The sequence below is a fragment of the Schaalia sp. lx-100 genome (genome assembly GCF_021083625.1).
Lineage (GTDB): Bacteria > Actinomycetota > Actinomycetes > Actinomycetales > Actinomycetaceae > Pauljensenia.
On sequence record NZ_JAJNRP010000003.1, the window covers coordinates 84,637 to 105,833 of the forward strand.

Annotated in this window: 19 protein-coding genes; 11 read left to right on the forward strand and 8 right to left on the reverse strand. The window is 48.9% G+C overall.

The features are described from left to right. Positions 1-100: 100 nt before the first annotated feature. Positions 101-388, forward strand: coding sequence for a hypothetical protein (locus LRP54_RS03185; RefSeq protein WP_231204293.1), 288 nt, complete (start codon positions 101-103; stop codon positions 386-388). 58 nt (positions 389-446) lie between these two features. On the opposite strand, the gene LRP54_RS03190 is transcribed toward LRP54_RS03185, so the two are convergent. Next, positions 447-1,334, reverse strand: coding sequence for a purine-nucleoside phosphorylase (locus LRP54_RS03190; protein ID WP_231234936.1), 888 nt, complete (start codon positions 1,332-1,334; stop codon positions 447-449). Between the two features lie 299 nt (positions 1,335-1,633). Between LRP54_RS03190 and dapE the strand changes: the two genes are divergently transcribed. From dapE to LRP54_RS03205, 3 genes are all read left to right on the forward strand, one after another. Continuing rightward, positions 1,634-2,752, forward strand: a complete 1,119-nt coding sequence (gene dapE / locus LRP54_RS03195; RefSeq protein ID WP_231234937.1) for a succinyl-diaminopimelate desuccinylase — start codon at positions 1,634-1,636, stop codon at positions 2,750-2,752. Between the two features lie 163 nt (positions 2,753-2,915). After that, a complete protein-coding gene (locus LRP54_RS03200; RefSeq protein WP_231204597.1) occupies positions 2,916-3,653 on the forward strand; it encodes a TIGR00730 family Rossman fold protein in 738 nt (245 codons plus the stop codon). Between the two features lie 144 nt (positions 3,654-3,797). Beyond that, the gene (locus LRP54_RS03205) at positions 3,798-3,962 is read left to right on the forward strand and encodes a DUF3117 domain-containing protein (RefSeq protein ID WP_231204299.1); all 165 of its coding nucleotides are present in this window, start codon (positions 3,798-3,800) and stop codon (positions 3,960-3,962) included. Positions 3,963-4,193: 231 nt separating this feature from the next. On the opposite strand, the gene LRP54_RS03210 is transcribed toward LRP54_RS03205, so the two are convergent. The 4 genes from LRP54_RS03210 to LRP54_RS03225 form a co-directional block, all read right to left on the reverse strand. Further along, positions 4,194-4,826: an O-methyltransferase gene (locus LRP54_RS03210; RefSeq protein ID WP_231204301.1), complete on the reverse strand. Its 633-nt coding sequence runs from the start codon at positions 4,824-4,826 to the stop codon at positions 4,194-4,196. A 266-nt stretch (positions 4,827-5,092) separates the two neighbouring features. Continuing rightward, positions 5,093-6,223, reverse strand: a complete 1,131-nt coding sequence (locus LRP54_RS03215; RefSeq protein WP_231204303.1) for an Mrp/NBP35 family ATP-binding protein — start codon at positions 6,221-6,223, stop codon at positions 5,093-5,095. Positions 6,224-6,330: 107 nt separating this feature from the next. Then, a complete protein-coding gene (locus tag LRP54_RS03220; RefSeq protein ID WP_231204305.1) occupies positions 6,331-6,906 on the reverse strand; it encodes a DUF1003 domain-containing protein in 576 nt (191 codons plus the stop codon). Then, the gene (locus LRP54_RS03225; RefSeq protein ID WP_231204307.1) at positions 6,899-8,203 is read right to left on the reverse strand and encodes a magnesium transporter MgtE N-terminal domain-containing protein; all 1,305 of its coding nucleotides are present in this window, start codon (positions 8,201-8,203) and stop codon (positions 6,899-6,901) included. The genes LRP54_RS03220 and LRP54_RS03225 overlap by 8 nt, the downstream gene beginning before the upstream one ends. 90 nt (positions 8,204-8,293) lie before the next feature. On the opposite strand from LRP54_RS03225, the gene LRP54_RS03230 reads away from it, so the two are divergent. The 4 genes from LRP54_RS03230 (at position 8,294) to LRP54_RS03245 (ending at position 12,946) form a co-directional block, all read left to right on the forward strand. After that, positions 8,294-8,953 carry a general stress protein gene (locus LRP54_RS03230; RefSeq protein WP_231204309.1) on the forward strand — a complete coding sequence of 220 codons (660 nt, stop codon included), beginning with the start codon at positions 8,294-8,296 and terminating at the stop codon, positions 8,951-8,953. A 383-nt stretch (positions 8,954-9,336) separates the two neighbouring features. Further along, the gene (locus tag LRP54_RS03235) at positions 9,337-10,089 is read left to right on the forward strand and encodes a hypothetical protein (RefSeq protein WP_231204312.1); all 753 of its coding nucleotides are present in this window, start codon (positions 9,337-9,339) and stop codon (positions 10,087-10,089) included. Positions 10,090-10,135: 46 nt separating this feature from the next. Further along, positions 10,136-11,407, forward strand: a complete 1,272-nt coding sequence (locus tag LRP54_RS03240; protein ID WP_231204314.1) for a hypothetical protein — start codon at positions 10,136-10,138, stop codon at positions 11,405-11,407. 264 nt (positions 11,408-11,671) lie between these two features. Then, entirely contained in the window at positions 11,672-12,946 is a 1,275-nt protein-coding gene (locus tag LRP54_RS03245; RefSeq protein ID WP_231204316.1) for a hypothetical protein, read from the forward strand. A gap of 206 nt (positions 12,947-13,152) precedes the next feature. Here LRP54_RS03245 and LRP54_RS03250 read toward each other — a convergent pair whose 3' ends face one another. Next, positions 13,153-14,709 carry an aminopeptidase P family protein gene (locus LRP54_RS03250; protein ID WP_231234938.1) on the reverse strand — a complete coding sequence of 519 codons (1,557 nt, stop codon included), beginning with the start codon at positions 14,707-14,709 and terminating at the stop codon, positions 13,153-13,155. A gap of 62 nt (positions 14,710-14,771) precedes the next feature. Here LRP54_RS03250 and LRP54_RS03255 point away from each other — a divergent pair, with 62 nt between their 5' ends. Beyond that, on the forward strand, positions 14,772-15,635 hold the full coding sequence (locus tag LRP54_RS03255; protein ID WP_231234939.1) for a PHP domain-containing protein: 864 nt from the start codon (positions 14,772-14,774) through the stop codon (positions 15,633-15,635). Positions 15,636-15,803: 168 nt separating this feature from the next. Beyond that, complete coding sequence (locus LRP54_RS03260) at positions 15,804-18,170, forward strand: glycogen/starch/alpha-glucan phosphorylase (RefSeq protein WP_231234940.1); 2,367 nt, start codon at positions 15,804-15,806, stop codon at positions 18,168-18,170. Positions 18,171-18,351: 181 nt separating this feature from the next. Here the strand turns inward: LRP54_RS03260 and LRP54_RS03265 are convergent, their stop codons facing one another. After that, on the reverse strand, positions 18,352-19,956 hold the full coding sequence (locus LRP54_RS03265) for a DEAD/DEAH box helicase (protein WP_231234941.1): 1,605 nt from the start codon (positions 19,954-19,956) through the stop codon (positions 18,352-18,354). A gap of 221 nt (positions 19,957-20,177) precedes the next feature. On the opposite strand from LRP54_RS03265, the gene LRP54_RS03270 reads away from it, so the two are divergent. Beyond that, entirely contained in the window at positions 20,178-20,798 is a 621-nt protein-coding gene (locus LRP54_RS03270) for a ferritin-like fold-containing protein (RefSeq protein WP_231234942.1), read from the forward strand. A 111-nt stretch (positions 20,799-20,909) separates the two neighbouring features. On the opposite strand, the gene LRP54_RS03275 is transcribed toward LRP54_RS03270, so the two are convergent. Beyond that, positions 20,910-21,134, reverse strand: a complete 225-nt coding sequence (locus LRP54_RS03275; protein WP_231204328.1) for a DUF3107 domain-containing protein — start codon at positions 21,132-21,134, stop codon at positions 20,910-20,912. Between the last annotated feature and the right edge of the window lie 63 nt (positions 21,135-21,197).

The window sequence follows — 21,197 nt, forward strand, 5'->3', positions numbered from 1 at the left end:
TAAAGCCGTTATCGACAGGGCCTCCGTGATGTGTATGCGTTGCGGGTTCTGGTGTGCTGGTGCGCGTAATGTGAACTCGCAGTTGTGAAGGAGGCTCATCATGAGTGAAAAACCGGTTCTTGTTGGTCAGGTTCGTTCAGAATTCGGTAAGGGTGCTGCTCGTCGCGCTCGTCGTGACGGATTAGTTCCAGTTTCCGTGTATGGCAAGGGCCAGGAAACTTTACACGTAGATGTACCGGGGCATGAATTATTCCTCGCTGTACGTGACCACCGTCAAGATCTTGTTGATGTGGTTGTCGATGGAACCACATACACAGTGGTTATGCGTGAGGTACAGCGTCACCCTGTTTCTCGTGTGCTCTTGCACGTTGATTTTGTGATCGCCTGATCTGTTCGATTATTTACGTGTGCCGCGCCTGTCATAGGCGCGGCACACGTGTATAGGTTCAGCAATTTTCGGTGGCAATGCGGTGGACGATACCAGCAAGTAAAGTGGAGATTCTTTCAGTGCTTTCGCGTCCGGCCTCAATTACTTCCTCGTGAGATAACGGTGTGGAACCAACTCCGGCGGCAAGATTTGTCACTAAAGACAAAGCCATCACTTCCATACCTGACTGGCGAGCAGCAATTGCTTCTAAAGCGGTAGACATTCCGACGAGATCCCCACCAAGTATTCCTGCCATGCGTACTTCGGCTGGTGTTTCGTAATGGGGTCCGCAAAATTGCGTGTACACGCCCTCAGGAAGATCAGGATTAACGCGATGAGCAATGTCACGTAGGCGCTGTGAATACAGGTCAGTAAGGTCAACGAAATGAGCGCCTTCGATAGGTGAAGCACCTGTGAGGTTGATGTGGTCACGAAGGAGGACAACGCTTCCAGGCCCCCATTCGGGTCGTACAGAACCGCAGCTATTTGTCAGGATAAGAGTGCCAGCTCCACATGCGGCTGCTGTACGAACAGCATGAGCAACCGCGCGCACACCATGACCTTCGTAATAGTGTGTGCGGGCACCGAGGACCAGGGCGTAGCGGTCTGTGCCAGCAATCTTGACAGAGATGAGGCAGGGCTGGTGACCAGGGACCGCTGGAGCGCGGAAACCAGGAATTTGGCGTGCTGGAATCGACGCGACAACTTCACCGAGTAACTGCGTGGCTTCGGCCCAACCAGAGCCAAGAACTAAAGCAATGTCATAGTGCTCAATACCTGTTCGAGAACGCAGTGAACGTGCAGCTGCTTCCGCTACCTCAAAAGGATTAGTGTCGCTTAAGGGAGCCGGACCATTATCACGTGAAGAAGACACGCGAATATCCGGTGTATGAACAAGATCAGACATGCCAGAAATTCTACTTTTTACCTTTGGTGGGTACATGTTGAAAAATATCTGCATGTCTTTTGTGATATTTCTTTTACGCAACCACAGAAGCATTTCACGATTTTTGGCGCTTTTCTGTGTCTGTCGGGGCTGTGATGCGATGCTGCGTATGCGTGTAATACGCTCAGGGGAGCTTGTAGTGCGGTTGTTACGAACTGTCATGATGCATCAACACGGAAAATAAGGGAAGCGTTGAAGGTATCTTCACACGTATCCTCTGACATAAGAACAAAATTGTGCACAAAGCATAAAGGAAGACAATGACATATCAACTGACAGCCGATGATCCAGTGACACTTACTGCTCAGCTGATTGATATTCCTTCGGTAAGCGGTCAAGAAAAACAGATTGCTGACGCTGTGGAACGACTGCTGCGCACATGCGGACATTTAGAAGTGCTGCGTGACGGTGATGCAGTACTTGCTCGCACACATCAAGGTGCATCTGAGCGTGTCATTATTGCAGGACATGTGGATACCGTGCCGATAGCTGATAATGTTCCTCACCAACGCCTGACATATGAAGGCAATGATTATTTAGTAGGCCGCGGCAGCGTGGACATGCTTGGTGGTGTGGCTATGGCTTTATACGCGGCTGTCCATGTGCGAAATCCACGCTATGACGTGACATGGATTTTTTATGACAATGAGGAAGTCGCTGCTGAATTGAATGGTTTGGGCAGGATTGAACGGAATCATCCGGATTGGTTGGATGCAGATTTCGCTATTCTTGGGGAACCGACAGATGCTCGTATTGAAGGTGGATGTAACGGGACGGTACGTATTCGCGCTGATTTTTCGGGGAAAGCAGCTCATTCAGCGCGTTCATGGACAGGGGATAATGCGATTCACAAGACAGCCCCTATTATTGCCTCGCTTGCCTCATATGGGAACCCTGAGGTGGATGTCGATGGATTGGCATATAAAGAGTCTTTATCGGTGGTCCGAATAGAAGGTGGGATTGCTGGGAATGTTGTTCCAGATAAGGCTTCTGTGTGGGTGAATTATCGTTTTGCGCCTAGTCGCACACCTGAAGAAGCAGTAGAACGTGTGTGTGAATATTTTGTTGGCTCTGGCGCGCACATATGTGTGGAAGATGTGGCCGTGGGTGCGCGTCCGGGAATGCATATGCCGATTGCTCAGGATTTTGTGTCAGCTGTTAGCTCGGTTGCCTCTGTTTATCATGGATATTCGTGCGACATTGTGGGGCCAAAATACGGGTGGACTGATGTGGCGCGTTTTGCTGCAAGGGGGGTTCCTGCTTTGAATTATGGTCCGGGAGATCCTTTGCTGGCTCATACTCGTGAAGAACGTGTACAAGTTGCTCAGATACGTCAATGTGCTCATACGTTGGCATCCTGGTTAGGCCATAAGAGCTGATATGTGAATGGGTAGGATAGGCGCTCAAATTGCTTAGGTGGGTGTGTGCGTAGTGTGATGAAGGAAAATAATGGGATGTGGAACTTGTGATATGTCAGTGGAGGCAAAGATGAATGATGCGACTATGGGGATGTCTGTTCCACAGGAACAGCGGACTGAGGATATGGCAGTCGGTTCTGATCCGCAACCTGCGCATCGTAGGGGTCCGCTTGTATTACGAGGTGGTCAGATCCCTGAAGACACGTTAGATACACAGCTTTTACGGCATCATAAAGATACTCGCTGGCTACATGATGATCCGTGGCGTGTGCTACGTATTCAGTCGGAGTTTGTTGAAGGTTTTGGCGCATTATCTGAAGTAGGTCCAGCTATTTCTGTTTTCGGGTCGGCGCGTATACCTCGCGATCATCCGTATTATGTGAAAGCTCAACGTATTGGTTCTTTGCTGGTTGAAGCAGGTTATGCGGTTATTACTGGTGGTGGCCCAGGCGCGATGGAAGCGGCGAATCGAGGGGCTTGGGAAGCCGGTGGAACCTCTATTGGTTTAGGTATTGAATTACCGCATGAACAAGGACTGAATCAATGGGTGAATCGTGGCGTGAATTTCCGCTACTTTTTTGCGCGTAAAACAATGTTTGTGAAGTACTCATCAGGTTTTATTGTGATGCCTGGTGGTTTTGGAACATTAGATGAGCTTTTTGAAGCTCTTACGTTGGTACAGACGCAAAAAATTCATTCTTTCCCCGTGGTCTTAGTTGGGCGTAGCTATTGGTCGGGGCTGGTTGAGTGGATCAGTGGGACTATGCGGGATGAAGGGATGATTTCTGAAGGTCAGGAGCTGTTATTTCATGTTGTTGATGAACCTGAGGAGGCTGTGCGTTACGTGATCGGTGAAAAGTAATTTCGCTGGTACGGGTGAAAAACAATGATAGTGTCGGGCTTTTTCATATCTTCTGTCAGGTATGCGAAAGACAGGTAGAATTAGTGTATTCATTGATAGGTGTCAATGTATTGTCAGTGAAATTCAGCTGTGAGGAGCATACACATGGCAGCCATGAAACCTCGGACCGGTGACGGACCTCTTGAAGCGTCAAAGGAAGGTCGCGGAATTGTTATGCGTATTCCGAGTGAAGGTGGCGGTCGCCTCGTCATTGAACTCACTGTTGAAGAAGCTCAGGCACTTTCGCAAGCTCTTGCTTCCGCTGTGTAAGGTGAGCCTGCGGCTGAACACTAAATCTGAGCGATATTTGATGGAGCCGTTGCAGGCCTACCTGATAAGAAAATAAAAGTCGATACGGTATCTTGATAGATCCTTTGCGGTGCTTCTTGTAGATATAGATACCAAATATAAAACCTGTAGCTACTTATAAGTAGCTACAGGTTTTATGCATGTTCGAGGCCCCTCAATGACAGGCTCACGGATGAGATATATGGGGGCTTCTTAACGTTTCACAGCGACAAGCAGGCCGTCACCTACAGGAAGTAATGAAGGAATGAAATCTTCTGATGTGCTGAGGAAACGGACAAGTTCACGGCAAACAACTGTTTCAGGATCACGACGAGCAGGATCTGCTACTTGGTCATGCCATAAAGCGTGGACAAAAGCTACAACACCGCCAGGCCTCAAAACGCGTACAGCATGATCGAGGTATTGAGGCGCTTCAAGAACATCCCCGTCAATGACCAGCATGTCGTAGGCGCGAGCGGCCATACGGGGGAGGACATCGAGTGCTCGACCAGCAATTAGGCGTGTACGCTGTGGTGAAATTTTTGCGGCGGTGAAAGCTCGTCGCGCGTGCTTATGGAACTCAACTTCGTGGTCGATAGTTGTGAGCACCCCGTCAGCAGGCATCCCATCAAGTAACCACAGGGCCGATACTCCAGCTCCGGTACCGATCTCTAAAACAGCCCGCGCACCAGAAACAGCGGCAAGCATACGCAAAGTCGCGCCAATCCCAGTTGAGACGGGAGCTGCGCCAACCTCAACGGCAGCGTCACGTGCAGCTAAAAGAACTTCATGCTCAGGAATGTAATCTTCTGCGTACACCCATGTTTGAGCCTTGTCAGTGGACATGATGCCTCCGTGTAGTAACTACAGGCACGGTAAGCGCCTGTGCGAGCGCGTATCTAAGCCTAAATCGTGTTGTGTGGGCATGTCAGACAAACACATAAAATGTACGCGTTTGAGTGCATGACTTCACTTGTGCTCCAGATATTCACCAATTGTACGCAATAATGACAGACACTTTACTTTGAAGAAAAGTGCGTGCGAGAGCCACATACACCAGCGTTCTGGCATGTCGAATATCTGATATGTGTGAAGTTTGAGTAGGGAACGAATTATGAATTCTTCGACAAAGGAGAAACTCCTAAAGGACGACCCACTAAACCACGATCACTGTGACGTAAAGAAGCAGCAAGTTCAGTGAGCACAGTAGCAGCCGGTCCTTGCGATAAAGCAACCGGTTCACCTGTGTCACCACCCTCACGTAAAGCAATATCCAGTGGAACTTGAGCGAGTAAAGGCACAGGATAGCCAAGCTGCGCAGTGAGACGTTGGGAAACCGAATCACCGCCTCCTGTACCGAAAATTTCTAAACGAGTACCGTCATTTTGTTCAAGGTATGACATATTTTCGACAACACCGATCACTTTTTGGTGAGTTTGCGTTGCAATTGAACCTGCGCGTTCAGCTACTTCTGCGGCTGCTACTTGAGGAGTAGTGACCACGAGAATCTGAGAGTTTGGCAGTAACTGAGCAATCGAGATTGCCACATCCCCTGTACCAGGCGGCATATCAATGAGGAGCACATCTAAATCACCCCAAAATACATCTGCAAGGAACTGTTGGAGCGCACGGTGAAGCATAGGCCCACGCCAGATAACAGGCTGCCCATCTGGAACAAACATCCCAATAGATACAACTTTGACTCCGGCTGCACCAACGGGGGGAATAATCATGCCATCGAGAACTTGCGGCTCGTGGGTAATACCGAGCATACGTGGCAAAGAGAAACCGTAAATATCAGCATCCATTACACCGACTTTGACGCCTGAGCGAGCTAAAGCGGCAGCAAGGTTCGCAGTCATCGAGGATTTCCCAACCCCGCCTTTACCGGATGTGACCGCAATGACGCGAGTAAGTGAGTCAGGTGAAGCGAAAGGAATTTCTCGTTCAGGCCTGCCACCATTGAGTTTTTCACGGAGGGCTTTCTTTTGCTCGTCACTCATCACACCCATGGTGATTGTGACATCATCAACGCCTTCAAGAGCTGTGAGAACAGCATGAACATCAGCATTGATTTTGTTACGCATAGGACAGCCAGCGATTGTTAAAAGAATAGTGACTGCTACTGTTGAGCCATCAATGGAGATGGAATCAACCATATTGAGTTCAGTAATGGGACGGTGAATCTCAGGGTCAATAACTGTTGAAAGGGCTTCGAGAATACGTTCATGGGACACGCTCATGCCTACCATCGTAATGTGCTGGCCGCCCTCACGCTTAGTGATGAAGAACGTGCCGACTCGCCCGCGTTCATTTTGAGGGAAAGTGAGGGGTAATTGGGGTAAAACACTTACGAGGTTGCAGTCTCCGTTGTTTCTGTGCGTGCGAGAGTTTCATCAGGGCCGCAAGCTGAAGGGCTTGTGTTTTCTTGAGTAAGAGCGCTGAGGCGTTCAATGTGTTCACGGAGTTCTTCGAGTGTGTCACGCAATTCTGAGCGAACAAAATCACGTGTAGCCATATCGCCCATTGCGATACGTAAACCAGCTATTTCACGTGTGAGGTACTCGGTGTCTGAAAGGTTTCGTTCAGCACGCTGGCGATCTTGTTGAGCTTGGACGCGGTCACGATCATCTTGCCGGTTTTGGGCTAACAAAATCAAAGGAGCAGCATATGATGCTTGTAAGGAAAGCATGAGTGTGAGCGCAGTAAAACCTAAATCTGCGCGGTCAAATTGCCATGCTTGTGGTGCGAGAGTGTTCCACCCGATCCAAGCGACAACGAAAAGCGTGAGGTACACCAAGAACTGGGGGGTTCCGCTGAAACGGGCAATGAGTTCTGCGCCACGACCTATGCGCTCAGACTCAAGGTTAATGCGAGGCAGTCGAAATTGACGGCGTTCTGCTGGTGTATCAAGACGATCAGCCATCTATGCTCCTTGCCATCAGTCGGTCCGTGACCTCGTCATCAAAGTTACGCCAATCATCAGGTAATAGTTCGTCAAGAACGTCATCAGCTGAAACTGCGCCATGTAAATGCCCGTCTGTATCAACGACAGGCAGAACCGTGAGGTTGTATGTTGCAAGCAGTCGGGTGACTTTAGCGACGTGGTCTTCGGGTGAAACTAATTCAATGTCCGTATCCACAATGGTACCGACTTGTGTGTGGGGTGGTTCGCGTAGTGCGCGTTGAATGTGGACCATTCCTAAGAATTGTCCAGTAGGTGTTTCTAAAGGTGGGCGTGTAATGAACGCAGCGGTTGCTAAAGAAACAGATAAATCTTCACGACGTACAGCGGCAAGCATTTGGGCGACAGTGGCATCAGGTGGCAAAACCACCGGTTCTGTGGTCATGAGAGCACCTGCTGTGGACTCTTGGTAACGCAGGAGGCGACGTACGTCTTTTGCTTCTTCTGGTTCCATAAGTCCCAGCAGTTTTTGTGCACGTTCTACGGGGAGCTCAGAAACAAGGTCGGCTGCGTCATCAGGTTGCATGACATCGAGAACATCTGCTGCGCGTGAAGCGTCAAGGAGTGAGACGATTTCCACGCGGATTTCTTCGCTGAGTTCTTCAAGGACGTCAGCTAAACGGGCATCGGTTAGCGCCTGTGCGACGGCGATACGTCGGTCTGCAGGTAGGTCATGTATGAAGTCCGCGAGGTCTGCGGCTTTCATATCTTCTGTTTGTTGAATGAGGGCTGTTGCTCCTTGGTTTGTGTCAGTGCGTAACAAACCGGTGATATCCGTAATATTGACGGTGAGTGTTTCGCCTCCTCGTCGGAAACCTAGAGGAGTGGTGCGTACACGCTGAACGTGTAACATGTCGATTACCCAGTCACGGGGACGGCGTTGCTGCATTGCGACGTCAAGGACACGTACTTCGCTGTCATCTTCGCTGAGGCGGACAACTCGGTCAAAAAGTTCTGAAACAACCAGTGTTTCAATGGGGCGTTGCTTAAATGAGCGAATGTTGAGCAGGCCTGTGGTGATGATGGAACCAGATTCAATGGCGGTGACTCGTGTCATGGGGAGGAATACGCGTTTGCGTGGCCCTACTTCTACAACGAATCCAATGACATTGGCCACTGTGTTGAGGCGGAAAGCTACAACGACATCGTGGATTTTACCTACTTTGTCGCCCAATGGGTCAAAAACGCCGGTGCCTACGAGCTTGCCGATGTAGATACGGCGGCGACGGGTTGCGATTTCCAAGGGTGCAGTGCTCACAAGAACAGCCTAGGCTGATATCTAAAAGAAAGTGGAGCTATACGCGCTTGTGAGCGCTTTTGTGTCCACAATGAGGAAAGGGTGCGACCTATGATTCAACGAACTGGAGAAATGATGAGTGGCCCGCATTTACCTGATGGTGTTGAGGTTGCATCATATAAAACATATGCGGAAGCGCAAGCCGCAGTGGATTATCTGTCAGATACTCAATTCGATATTAAAAATATCACAATTGTGGGGACTGATTTATTCATGGTGGAGCGGGTAACTGGACGACGCACAATGGCGACGGTGGCCTTGTCGGGTGCGATGACAGGTTTCCTGTGGGGCGGGTGTATTGGTTTCATTACTTTCTTTGGTAATCAGCAGGCAACGATGCCGTGGATGCTTTTGTCATTTGCTTTGGGTGGAGGCGCTTTGCTGGGGATGGTGATGTCAACTTTAAGTTACGCACTATCGGGCGGTAAACGTGATTTCACGTCGCGTTCACAGGTAGTAGCGGCGCGTTACGCTGTTCTGGCTTCTGCTGAAGTGGATAAGGCTTTCCAGCTTTTACAAAATACGCGGGGTAATCAGATGCGTCCGGCTCCTCGACGTTCGCGTAGGGCTGAGTTGAGTGGTCCAACAGAATATGGGTCGCGTCCTGATGAACAGCCGCGTTTTGGTGTGCGTCTGGATGGAAATGAGATGAACGATCAGCAGACGGCTTCAAGTAAGGCGACTGAGATCTCTGATACTCACGAGGTGTAGATTGTGACTGTCGCGCCACGCGGAGTATAGGGGAGTAAAAAGACAATGATTTCTTGTCCCGCTCCGTGAGGTGTTGTTGTGTAAGGCTTGCTGTTTCTATAAAGCGGCAAGCCTTACTTTTATTATGGAATTTTTGTGCCGTTTTTAAGATTTTTGTAAAAGTGCTTGTTTTTTCTTTGTGTCTGTGTCATGCTGTGTGTGAGCGTACGGTTTCTTGTTTGAGGGGCCGCGACTGAGAATATGGGTTTTGGTTTCTGTTGGGTTGGATTGGGCCGATAGTTACGCCGGTGTTTTCTTTTTGTTGAGGTGATGATGCCTCAGGGTTTATGTGTTCGTTTGTGTTTCAGAATTTCGCATGTGGGTGTTTATCGAAGGAGTAGATCATGCGTGGAAAACGTTTTATTACTGCGTGTATGTCGGTGGTGTGTTCGTGTGGGTTATTTATTGCGTCGGGGGCTGCTTATGCGGCAAGTGATGATGATGTGAAGATTGATGAGATTATTCGTTTGAATCCGTATGAGCTTACTCGTGAGGAAGTGCGTACTCATTTGGAGGAGTATTCCCAAGAGACAGGGAAAACTCAGTCTGAACTTTTAGATCAAGCATTGATGGAGCTACGCGAACAGCATGCGCTTGCTGTGGAAAGTGGAAATCAGGGAAGCAGCTTCCGATCAGCAGGACCTGGTCTTGTTTACCTTCCTACTTCATACAACAAAGGCGATATTTACTACACGGATGCGGGTAGTTCTGGGGCGAACTGGGGACATGTCGGTTTGTATTGTGATAAACGCTGGTTGGTTGAAGCCTCTGGAATAGGGAAGAAAAGTGACTGGAAATGGCACTATGACCTTCAAGTCCTCAGAGGAACACTTCTGCTGGAAGTGAAAACGAATCAGGTCAAACGTAATATTGCTGCGGATTATGCTTATAACAACCTGAGAGACTACCCCTATAACATGGTTTTCTGGGCAAATAAATCACTCAAACCGGATAAATTGAACTGCTCTCAGCTCGTGTGGCTTGCCTATTACAAATCGGTTGGTATTGATTTGGATGGTAATGGTGGTCCAGGTGTGTATCCGCGGGATATTCGTGACTCGCCTTTGACTGCAGTGAACTGGATTGTGAATTCATAAAAATTTGTGTTTATAAGAGCGAAATTTTCAGTAGGGAACAGATAGTATGTCTGGAAAACGTTTTATTACTGCGTGTGTGGCTGCTTTGTGTGTGTTGTTGGCGGGGTGTGGTCCTGCTCATCGCGTGAGTATGGAGGAAGCCTCACTGCGTGATGTTGTGATGGTTGTACAGGTAGGAAATCAGGTAGATACCCAGTCCTTTTTTCCTCAAAAGGCAGGATTCTTACTTTTAGTACATGCTGACGGTACTTACCGAACAGTAGATGTCGGGTTGATGGCTACTGCTCGGCCTCTGTGGTCTGACGCGGGTGTGTATTTTGGTGGGCCTAAAAACGAATATTTACTTTCAGCGGATGCTCTCACAACAATTGCTCGTAGTGAGGAAGAACGACATGAAATTTCGCGTTTCCTTACTCCCGACGGGAAAGGTTTTATTTCCTTTTACAACAGTGGAGGCGACCCGCATGGGTATATGCAGCGCATTGTGGCCGGTGATGCTCAAGGCGTAGAAACACTTGATGTGCCTGGAATCTACACAACAGTAGGGCAATGCGGTGATCGTATTTTTGCTCTAACAGATACAGGTATCGCACCTCAGCTTTCTGCTGAGGCTGAGCGCATGGCAAAAGAGCTGCCGGATATTGGCTCAGAAGTTCCTGAAAGTGATAAAGAAGAAGGTTACGACGTTCTTGTTCAGGTGTATCCCCGTGAAGGTGATTTACATCCAAAGATCGTTGGTGTGAGCAAGCGAGACGCGAATATGAGTGCCGGGGCAGTGGATTTTCCCTGTATTGATAACACTTTGTACATCCCCGCACATAAGAGAGGGAATTCGGATGCTCCTAAGCAAGAGCAGGACCCTCGATGGGGAAGCGTGTATATGCAGGTGTGGGATATTAGTACAGGCCAGCGCACGTACATGCCGTTACACAATGAGCAAGGCCAAAGTATTGAGCTGAATGATAACTATGCGGGGCCCTATGAAGGCGAGCAAAAAGGGAATACCTATACGTTTTTTGCTCGTAATGGTCAAGTGTTTACAACAGACCTGACAACAGGAGTCACGCATGAAAAAGTGCAAATACCGATTTATGAGAATTCTTTTTGGAGTGAATACCGTGTGCGGGATGGGTGCGTGTATGCTCTCGGACCCAGCGGGGAAGGGACAGATGCTTCTTTCGCTCTCAAGCGTTACAACGTTGAAACCGGTGAAAGCAAGGAAATTCTTACAATTCCTGAATTTCATAAGCTTCTTACGGAAGACATGTGGGTTTTTGGTATGGCTTTCAACCCTGAGTGGCTGAATAAAGTGAAGTGAGAAATTTTGAGGGGGAGTGAGACGCGAAGCCAAGGGAGAGTAAAACTATCTGTTTTTCTTTATTCCTGTGTCATGCTGTGTATGCGTAGGGTTTCTTGTTTGAGGGGCCGCGACTGAGAATATGGGTTTTGGTTTCTGTTGGGTTGGATTGGGCCGATAGTTACGCCGGTGTTTTCTTTTTGTTGAGGTGATGATGCCTCAGGGTTTATGTGTTCGTTTGTGTTTCAGAATTTCGCATGTGGGTGTTTATCGAAGGAGTAGATCATGCGTGGAAAACGTTTTATTACTGCGTGTGTGGCTGCTTTGTGTGCGTTGCTGGCGGGGTGTGGTCCTGCTCATCGTGTGAGTATGCAGGAAGCCTCACTGCGTGATGTCGTGATGGTTGTGCAGGCGGGACATGATTCTCAAGAAAAATCAATTTTGCCAAAGAACGTGGGTTACCTTGTATTAGTGCATGCTGATGGCAGTATTCAAGCTCTGAATGTTGGACGAATGGAACAGGGGCGTCCCCTGTGGTCTGATGCGGGTGTGTATTTTGGTGGGCCTGAAAATGAGTATCTGCTTTCTGATGATGGTGTGACGACTCTGCCACGTGGGGTTAAAGAAAGTCGTGAACTGTCGCGTTTTCTCAGCCCTGATGGGAAAGGTTTTATTTCCTTTTATAACAGTGGTGGCACTCCTGACGGATACTTGCAACGTATCGTGGCAGGTGACACCAGTGGTGTGGAGGTTATTGATATTCCAGGTGCTTATATGGTGATGGGACAGTGTGGGGATCGTATTCTTGCAGTCACAGATACTCGCTTGTCTCCACAACTTTCCGCTGAAGCCGCGCGTATGGCAAAAGAGCTGCCGAATATTGGTTCGGAGGTTCCTGAAAGCGAAAAGGGAGATAAATACGCAGTTCTTGTTCAGGTGTATCCCCGCGAAAGTACTTTGCATCCGAAGATTCTTGCGGTGAGTGTGGAGGATACGAATATGAATGCAGGCGCACTCGATTTTCCGTGCATCGGTAACAAGTTATATATCCCAGCCGATAAGGATGAGCCTCTTGATCCAAACGCTGAGAAAGTTAGACAGCGGCCGCTGTGGGCATCACTGTATATGCAAGTGTGGGACATGGATACCGGTACGCGAAGCTACATGCAACTACATGACGAAGAAGGTCACAACATTGAGATAGATAGAGATGATTCCGGAGTGTTCGAGGGTGAGCAAAAAGGGAATTCTTACACGTTTTTTGCTCGTAATGGTCAGGTGTTTACAACAGACCTGACAACAGGAGTCACGCATGAAAAGCCGCAAGTTCCGGTCTACAAGAGTTATTTTTGGAGTGAATACCGTGTGCGGGACGGGTACGTGTATGCTCTTGGACCCAGCGGGGAAGAAACAGATGGACCTTTCACACTTAGGCGCTACAACGTTGAAACCGGTGAAAGTGAAGAACTACTATCCATACCTCAACTCAACCAAATCCTGTCGCAAGACATGACAGTTTACGGAATGGCTTTCAAACCCAACTGGCCAGATAAAAATTGAGAAAAATCTAAGGAAAACGCGAGGAAAGGATAGTTCCACAATCATCTCATTGCACTCTGCCTGTTGGGACATCCTATGCGCAAAGAGCAAAATAATAAGCGGAACTTCGTCGCCTCCCACATTCACACTGAGGGTGTGCTGAGTACAGCAAATACACAGCACACCCCTGCCTCAATCAGCTTATAATCAGCGACATACACATAAAATCAGCCTTGAACCTGCGCAATCCATGCTTCCACATCAGCAATCGTGCGCGGAATACTTTCAGATATGCGAGTCACCGACCCATCCTCGTTGACAACAACATCATCCTCAATACGCACACCGATACCACGGAACTCCTCAGGAACGAGCAAATCATCTGCACGGAAATACAAACCAGGCTCAATGGTGAAACACATGCCAGGCTCCAGCAAAGCCTCCTGATACATTTCACGTCGCGCCTGAGCGCAATCATGCACATCAAGACCTAAATGATGGCTCGTCCCATGCGGCATCCAGCGACGATGCTGCTGACCAGAAGGCAACAAAGCCTCCTCAGGTGAAACAGGCAGTAACCCCCACTCATCTAAACGCGCCACCAACACGCGCATAGCGGCCTCATGTAAATGACGGAAACGTGCCCCCGGCTCATTTGCTCGCGCTAAAGCTGCTTCACACGCATCCAAAACAGCCTGATACACCTGAGCCTGCACCCGCGAAAAACGACCATTGACAGGTAAAGTTCGCGTAATGTCGGCAGTGTATAGAGAATCCACTTCCACACCGGCATCGACAAGTACAAGATCACCTTCACGAACAGGGCCATCATTATCAATCCAATGCAACGTATTTGCATGATTACCGGAAGCAGCAATCGTGTCGTAGCCTAAACCATTGCCTTCCTCACGCGCATGAGCACCGAAAGCTCCCTCAATGACACGCTCGCCGCGCTGATGATTCACTGCACGTGGCAATTGACGAATAATCTCATCAAAACCCTTATGGGTGGCTTCAACCGCTTTTTTGAGTTCCGCGATCTCCCACGGATCTTTACGCAGGCGAATCTCAGACAAATGCTCCTCTAAACGCTCGTCATATTCACGTGCGTCATTTCCTGCGGGCAAACCTGCCTGTGCCCGTACCTCATCAACCATTGCTTGAATCTGCGTATCCACGTCACGGATTACACGCAACGACACCTGACCGGCATCTTTAGCTAAAGCATCACGCAATGTATCAATATGAGCACAACGCAGGCCCGTAGCCGCTGATACTTCCTCTAAAGAAGGACGTGCACCCACCCAAAATTCTCCATAACGCGCATCCGCATAAAATTCTTCCGAAGAACGTGAGGCACGAGGTTTGAAAAATAAAACAGCCTCATGTGGGCCTTGGGGATTACCGTCCTCATCAAGCGAAGCAGGCTCAAGGACGATGACAGCATCAGGCTCACGTTCTGCTCCTAAACCTGACAGGTGAGCAAAAGCTGAATAAGCTCGGAAACGGTAAGCACAATCATTGTTGCGCGTCTTGTAAGTTCCTGCTGGTATGACAAGGCGTTCCGCAGGAAAAGGAGCTCCCGCATATTCTGCGCGGGCAGATAAGTAATCGGCAACCGGTTCACGTTCAGGTAAGGCACCCTGACGTGGCCCCCAATTTGAGCCAATAAAATCCTTAAAAGCAGCAGAATCAGGACGATGAGAGCGGTTCTCTCCACGGCTGGCCATTGATTGATTGACAGTGGCAGAAGTTTCAGTATCTGAGGTGGAATCAGCAGTCATGCTATCTATTATCGCACCGATGAAGCCTGCAATGCGGCGCCACTTTCCTATAGTCTCGACATATGCTTCGTATTGATCCTCACGCGCACACAGCCATATCTGACGGAACCGATACTCCGAAAGAACTGATGTATGCTGCCGCTCGCGCTGGTCTTAACGTAGTCGGCCTGACCGATCACGACACGATAGACGGATGGGATGAAGCAGCGCAACATGTCAGCGCTTCAGGGGTTGCTTTGCTGCGAGGCGCAGAAATTTCGGCTTCTGCTGACGGTATAACAGTGCATATTTTAGGATTCCTTTTTAATCCGACAGATCCCGGTATCATGCGTATATGCGAACGAACTCGCCATGATCGTCAGACACGTGCGCAACGTATCGTCGAAAGAATTGCCGCCGATTATCCGATCACTTTTGCAGATGTCCAGCGTCAGGCGCATGGAAGCGCAGTTATTGGTCGCCCACATATTGCCGATGCCCTCGTTGAAGCAGGAATTTTTCCTGATCGTTCAGCGGCTTTTGTGCACGTGCTTCACCCGCGTGGCCCTTACTATGTTCACCATTGGGCACCTGACCCAGTTGAGGTGGTCCAAAAGATTCGCGCAGCAGGAGGGGTACCGGTATTGGCCCATCCTCGGGCAGCGGCGCGTCAACGTCTTTTAGGGGAAGACGTTATTGCGCACATGGCAGAGGCCGGTCTTTTCGCCATGGAACGCGACCACCGCGATCATGATGAACAAGGAAAAAAAGATGTGGAACGTTTAGCGCGTGACCTGCGCATATGCGTGACAGGTTCTTCTGATTATCACGGAAGCGGTAAACCGAATCATTTAGGTGAAAATCTGACATCAGAACATGTTTTTCGTCAGATTGAGGAACAAGGCTTCTTAGAGGTGCTTTATCCTCATACGTCTCATGAAGTGTAAAAAAAAGTTTTAATCATTTCTTATGAGGGATTTGTAAGGCTCTGCAGAAGGACCAGCTATTTCCACCTCATGTGAGTGTCTGCACATCATTAGGTTACGTGTCAAAGGAAGTAAGCGTTTACAGTATGACTGGATCGTACTTTACGACTCCGAATACAAGGAGGACATATGACGCATAACCTGACCGAGACACTCTCATCTCAGGTACGCGCAGGATCAGGACGTCCACTGCGTGCTGCAACAACAATGGAAGTATGGCAAGGACTTTCCGCCGCAGTCGTTGATCGAATTGCTGATCGCTGGCACGCAACCGAACGCACATACGCTTCAGGACGCCTCGAACATTACTTTTCCGCAGAATTCCTCATGGGGCGTGCCCTGCTGAACAACCTCTCAAATCTTGACATGCTTGACGAAGCACGTGAGAGCCTCAACGCTTTCGGACAAGACCTTTCTGTTGTCCTCGAACAAGAACCAGATGCAGCACTCGGCAATGGCGGTCTTGGCCGCCTCGCCGCATGTTTCCTGGACTCATGCGCAACACTGAACCTTCCCGTTGCAGGGTACGGAATTTTGTACCGATACGGCCTTTTCAAACAGCTTTTTGATAATGGATTCCAAACGGAACATCCAGATCCGTGGATGGAAGAAGGCTACCCCTTCGTTATTCGCCGTGAAGAAGACCAACGGATTGTTCACTACGCTGATCTTGACGTGCGTGCCATTCCTTACGACATGCCAATTACTGGTTACGGTACGCAAAACGTGAATACTTTGCGCCTGTGGAAAGCCGAGCCGATGGAAGAATTCGACTACGATGCTTTCAACTCGCAGCGTTTCACAGATGCCATTGTTGACCGTGAACGCACGAATGATATTTCACGTGTTCTTTACCCCAATGACACAACCTACGAAGGTAAAGTCCTGCGCGTGCGCCAGCAGTATTTCTTCTGCTCGGCTTCACTTCAAGCGATCGTGGACAACTACATTGAACAGCATGGGAATGACCTCACCGGTTTTGCCCGATACAACTCCATTCAACTCAACGATACTCACCCTGTACTCGCTATCCCTGAACTCATGCGTCTACTGATGGACGAACACGGTCTTGGATGGGAAGAAGCATGGGCTGTTGTCAGCCGCACTTTTGCTTACACGAACCACACAGTATTGGCTGAAGCCTTAGAAACATGGGAAATGACGATTTTTGATCGATTGTTCCCACGTATCGTTGAAATTGTCCGCGAAATTGACCGTCGTTTCCGTATTGACATGGAGCAACGCGGTATTGACCAAGCAACGATTGATTACATGGCTCCGGTAGCAGGCAATACGGTGCGCATGGCGTGGATCGCATGCTACGCCTCGTATTCCATTAATGGCGTGGCAGCCCTGCATACAGAAATTATCAAGCGTGAAACACTGAAACAATGGCATGATATTTGGCCGGAACGTTTCAATAACAAGACCAATGGTGTCACCCCTCGCCGCTGGCTCAAACAATGTAATCCACGACTAGCAGCTTTGCTCGATGAAGTGACCGGTTCAGATGAATGGGTGACAGATTTATCGGTGCTGAAAAAGTATTCCGACGCTGCTGACGATGCTTTGCTTGATCGCCTCTGGCAAATTAAACATGACAATAAAGTGGATTTTGCTCGTTGGGTGAAAGAACGTGAAGGCATTGACATTGATCCGGATGCTATTTTTGACGTTCAAATAAAACGCCTCCACGAATACAAACGCCAATTGTTGAACGCATTGTATGTGTTAGATCTGTATTTCCGTTTGAAAGAAGACCCAAGCGTTGAAGTACCTCCGCGTGTTTTCATTTTCGGTGCGAAAGCAGCCCCCGGATATACGCGAGCGAAAGCGATTATTAAACTCATTAACGCTATCGCTGACCTAGTAAATAATGACCCTGATATTCATGGGCGTATCACAGTGGTCTTTATCCACAACTACAATGTTTCGCCAGCGGAGCACATCATCCCAGCTGCCGATGTTTCTGAACAGATTTCAATGGCAGGTAAGGAAGCGTCCGGAACCTCCAATATGAAGTTCATGATGAATGGCGCATTAACGTTGGGAACCCTCGATGGTGCCAATGTGGAAATCGTGGAAGCCGTAGGCCATGAAAACGCCTACATTTTTGGCGCCACCGATGATGAGCTGCCAGAACTCAAGAAAAACTACGATCCACGGTGGCATTACGAGAATGTCCCTGGTTTGCGTCGAGTTCTTGATGCGCTGGTTGACGGTACTTTGGATGACAACGGTTCAGGATGGTTCCACGATTTGCGTTGGTCCCTGCTGGAATCAGGGTACGAGCCTGCGGATGTCTACTATGTGCTCGGTGACTTTGTTGCCTATCGTGAGGCTAAAGATCGGATGGCTGCAGACCATGCTGATACGCGCGCATGGGCACGTAAAGCATGGGTGAATATCACGAATTCAGGTCGATTCTCCTCTGATCGAACGATACGTGATTATGCTGATGAGGTATGGAAACTGCAAGCGATGCCGATTCATTAATCAGATGAAAACCGTGAGGGTTATCCCTCCTGAATGCTTGTACCCCCAGAGATTTCCGGTGAAAATCGGTTCTCTGGGGGTATAACAATGAATGAGAATAGCACTGATAATGCTTCTCGTACATGGCATATGCGGCCTATCCCCAACGTCAGTGAATAGGCGCACTAGCTCATAAATGTCATTACCCTTCAGAACGAGTTTTACGACGGCGAATCCGTGAACGTTTCTTTTGAGGTACCTCGTAGGTATCATGCTCAGATGAAGGAATCGGACGCGCATGAGAGCGTGAAACGTCACGAGTATTGCGTTTACGTGAGCGAGTAGGTGCGTCCTGCTTATCTTCACTTTGTGGTGTACGTGTTTTCTTTGAAAGTGTGCGTTTAGGATGACGTGTCCTCGCAGTACGAGAAGAACGTGCAGATGAGCGTCGTCGTCCCCCTAAATCTTCCATAGCCTCTGCACGAAGCCCCGCACGTATGCGCTGGGATTGCGGTAAACGACCTGTGACAGAAGGATCAATATTCAGGTCAGTAAACAGATGAGGGGACGTATGGTACGTTTCAATCGGCTGAGGCATATTCAAATCTAAAGCCTGCGAAATAAGGGACCAACGTGGCTGATCTTCCCAATCCACGAAAGTAATTGCGGTACCTGAATGGCCTGCTCGACCGGTACGTCCAATGCGATGAATATAAATATTTTCATCTTCAGGACACTGATAGTTAATGACATGCGTGACATCGTCCACGTCGATACCACGTGCAGCCACATCGGTAGCAACAAGGATGTCAATTTTCCCATTACGAAAGGCGCGCATGGCTTGTTCACGAGCTGCCTGACCTAAATCGCCGTGTAAAGAACCGACAGCGAAACCGCGTTCTGTAAGATCCTCATTTAAACGTGCCGCGGTGCGCTTTGTGCGACAGAAAATAACGGTCCGATCACGATGAGCAGCCTGCAAAATACGAGCGATAACTTCGACCTTATTTAACGCATGTACACGGTAAACCACTTGTTTTACGCTAGTGACGGTTGCCCCTTGATCTTCAGGGTCTTGCGCCCGAATATGTGTGGGTTGAACCATGAATTTCCGTGCCAAAGCGATGACAGGCCCCGGCATAGTGGCTGAAAACAGCATAGTGTGACGATGTGCGGGGGTGCGTGACAAAATGGTTTCTATATCAGGTAAGAATCCAAGGTCAAGCATCTCGTCAGCTTCGTCAAGGACAACTGTTTCCACACCGCTGAGATGCAAAACCCCTTTGCGCAGCAGATCAAGGATACGGCCAGGTGTCCCCACAGCAATGTCACAGCCTCGTTGTAATGCCGCGATTTGAGGTTCAAAAGGTACGCCACCGTAGATTTCAACAATACGAGTAGATAAATATGTGGAAGCTAAAGCTAAATCATGAGCCACCTGTTTACTGAGCTCACGAGTTGGCAAAATAATGAGAGCTTGAGGGGCGCCAGGATTAAGTAATTCCTCGTACCCGTCCTCGTCAGGGGCAATCACATCTTCTAATACGGGGATAACGAAACCGAGGGTTTTCCCTGTTCCTGTTTTAGCTTGGCCAATAATGTCATGGCGCTCAAGGGCAGGTGGCAAAGTCAGTGCTTGGATAGGAAAAGGATGGGTGATTCCTTGGTCAGCTAGTGCATCAACAACAGGATCACTCACACCGAAGTCAGCGAAAGAACGTTTATCACTGGGGGCAGGTGAAACAGGTTTATCTGCTTTTCCTGCCTCCGTTTGTTCACCCGCATGGTGAAGGGAGGAATTAGTCACGGTCAGCCTTACCTTTTAGCGAATATGGCGTAGGTATATTCGGAAGCCGATCGTGTAATTACCTGAAAGCACTGTGTATATGCGTAGAAGAAAAACCAAAACGATCGGGCATCAGTACTCTCTCATTGTAATGCACGTTGAGGGTGGGTGAGCGTTTTTCTTTTCAGCCACTTCACGGCGAGGTAAGCCCGTCTACATGAAAAGGTTGTTAGGGTGTCGGTATGGAGCAAAACTATCAGCCAGTGAATGCGCGTGAAAGTGAAGTAATTGGGTTAGTTGCATATGCGGCACTTGCTGCAATGACGCGCTTAGCGAAAGACGGAGATCAAGCCCCAACAATTGAAGCTCATGTGGCACATGCGCGAATGTCGGCTGCAACTTTTGCTCACTTCCAAGAACTTGAAGTGTGGGCTGCTCACCGGCAGTGTGACTTGCTGAAAGCAGCAGAAGCCTACTCGGGTATTTTTGATGATTTGGATGCGCGTACTCGTCCAACGACATGGCGTGAACGCTCAGTGAAAACTTACGTCACTCTTGGAATCTTGACAGATTTTCTTGCCGAGCTTACTGCACACCATGATGTCTTACCTGAAGCTACCTGGGATCTGGGTCAAGGGCAATGGGTGAGGGAGCATGTTGCTTCGTATCTAAGCACTGAAGAAGAATCTGCTCGGATGTCCCTGTGGGCGCGTCGTGTTGCTGGGGAAGTTCTTGCCCTGATGCGTTCAACGATGTTTACTCATCCCACTTTGGTTGATACTCCAGAAAAAGCTGATGAGATTGCCGAAAAAGTTACACGCCAACACAGTGATCGTATGGCAGGGTTAGGGCTACACGCGTAGGAATTTTGTGGATTTTTTGGGTATTCGCCCGAATTTTGCCGCTGAAGAAAATAAGGAAATAAGAGAAATGCCCTCAACCCAGATAATTGGGTGAGGGCGAGGGCGTGTGTTTTATTGAATGGAAAAGCCCACTCGGTGTTTTTGCTGTGCTGCTACCTGTACGTAGCCGATGGATTGGGCTGGGAAAAGAAATTTTTCACCTCGCGTATCAGATAGGCGTAATGACACGCCTGATTGAAGTGCGGCATCAACGGCATGAAAGAGGTCGTCGTGGGTCATATCAACATCGAGAGTGATTTCGCGGGGGACTGCACGTAGACCAACAGTGATATTCATAGATTCTCCTCAAGTTTGACACAAATGTCTTTAATCCATGGTAAGCGTACGCAGATGTAGGTG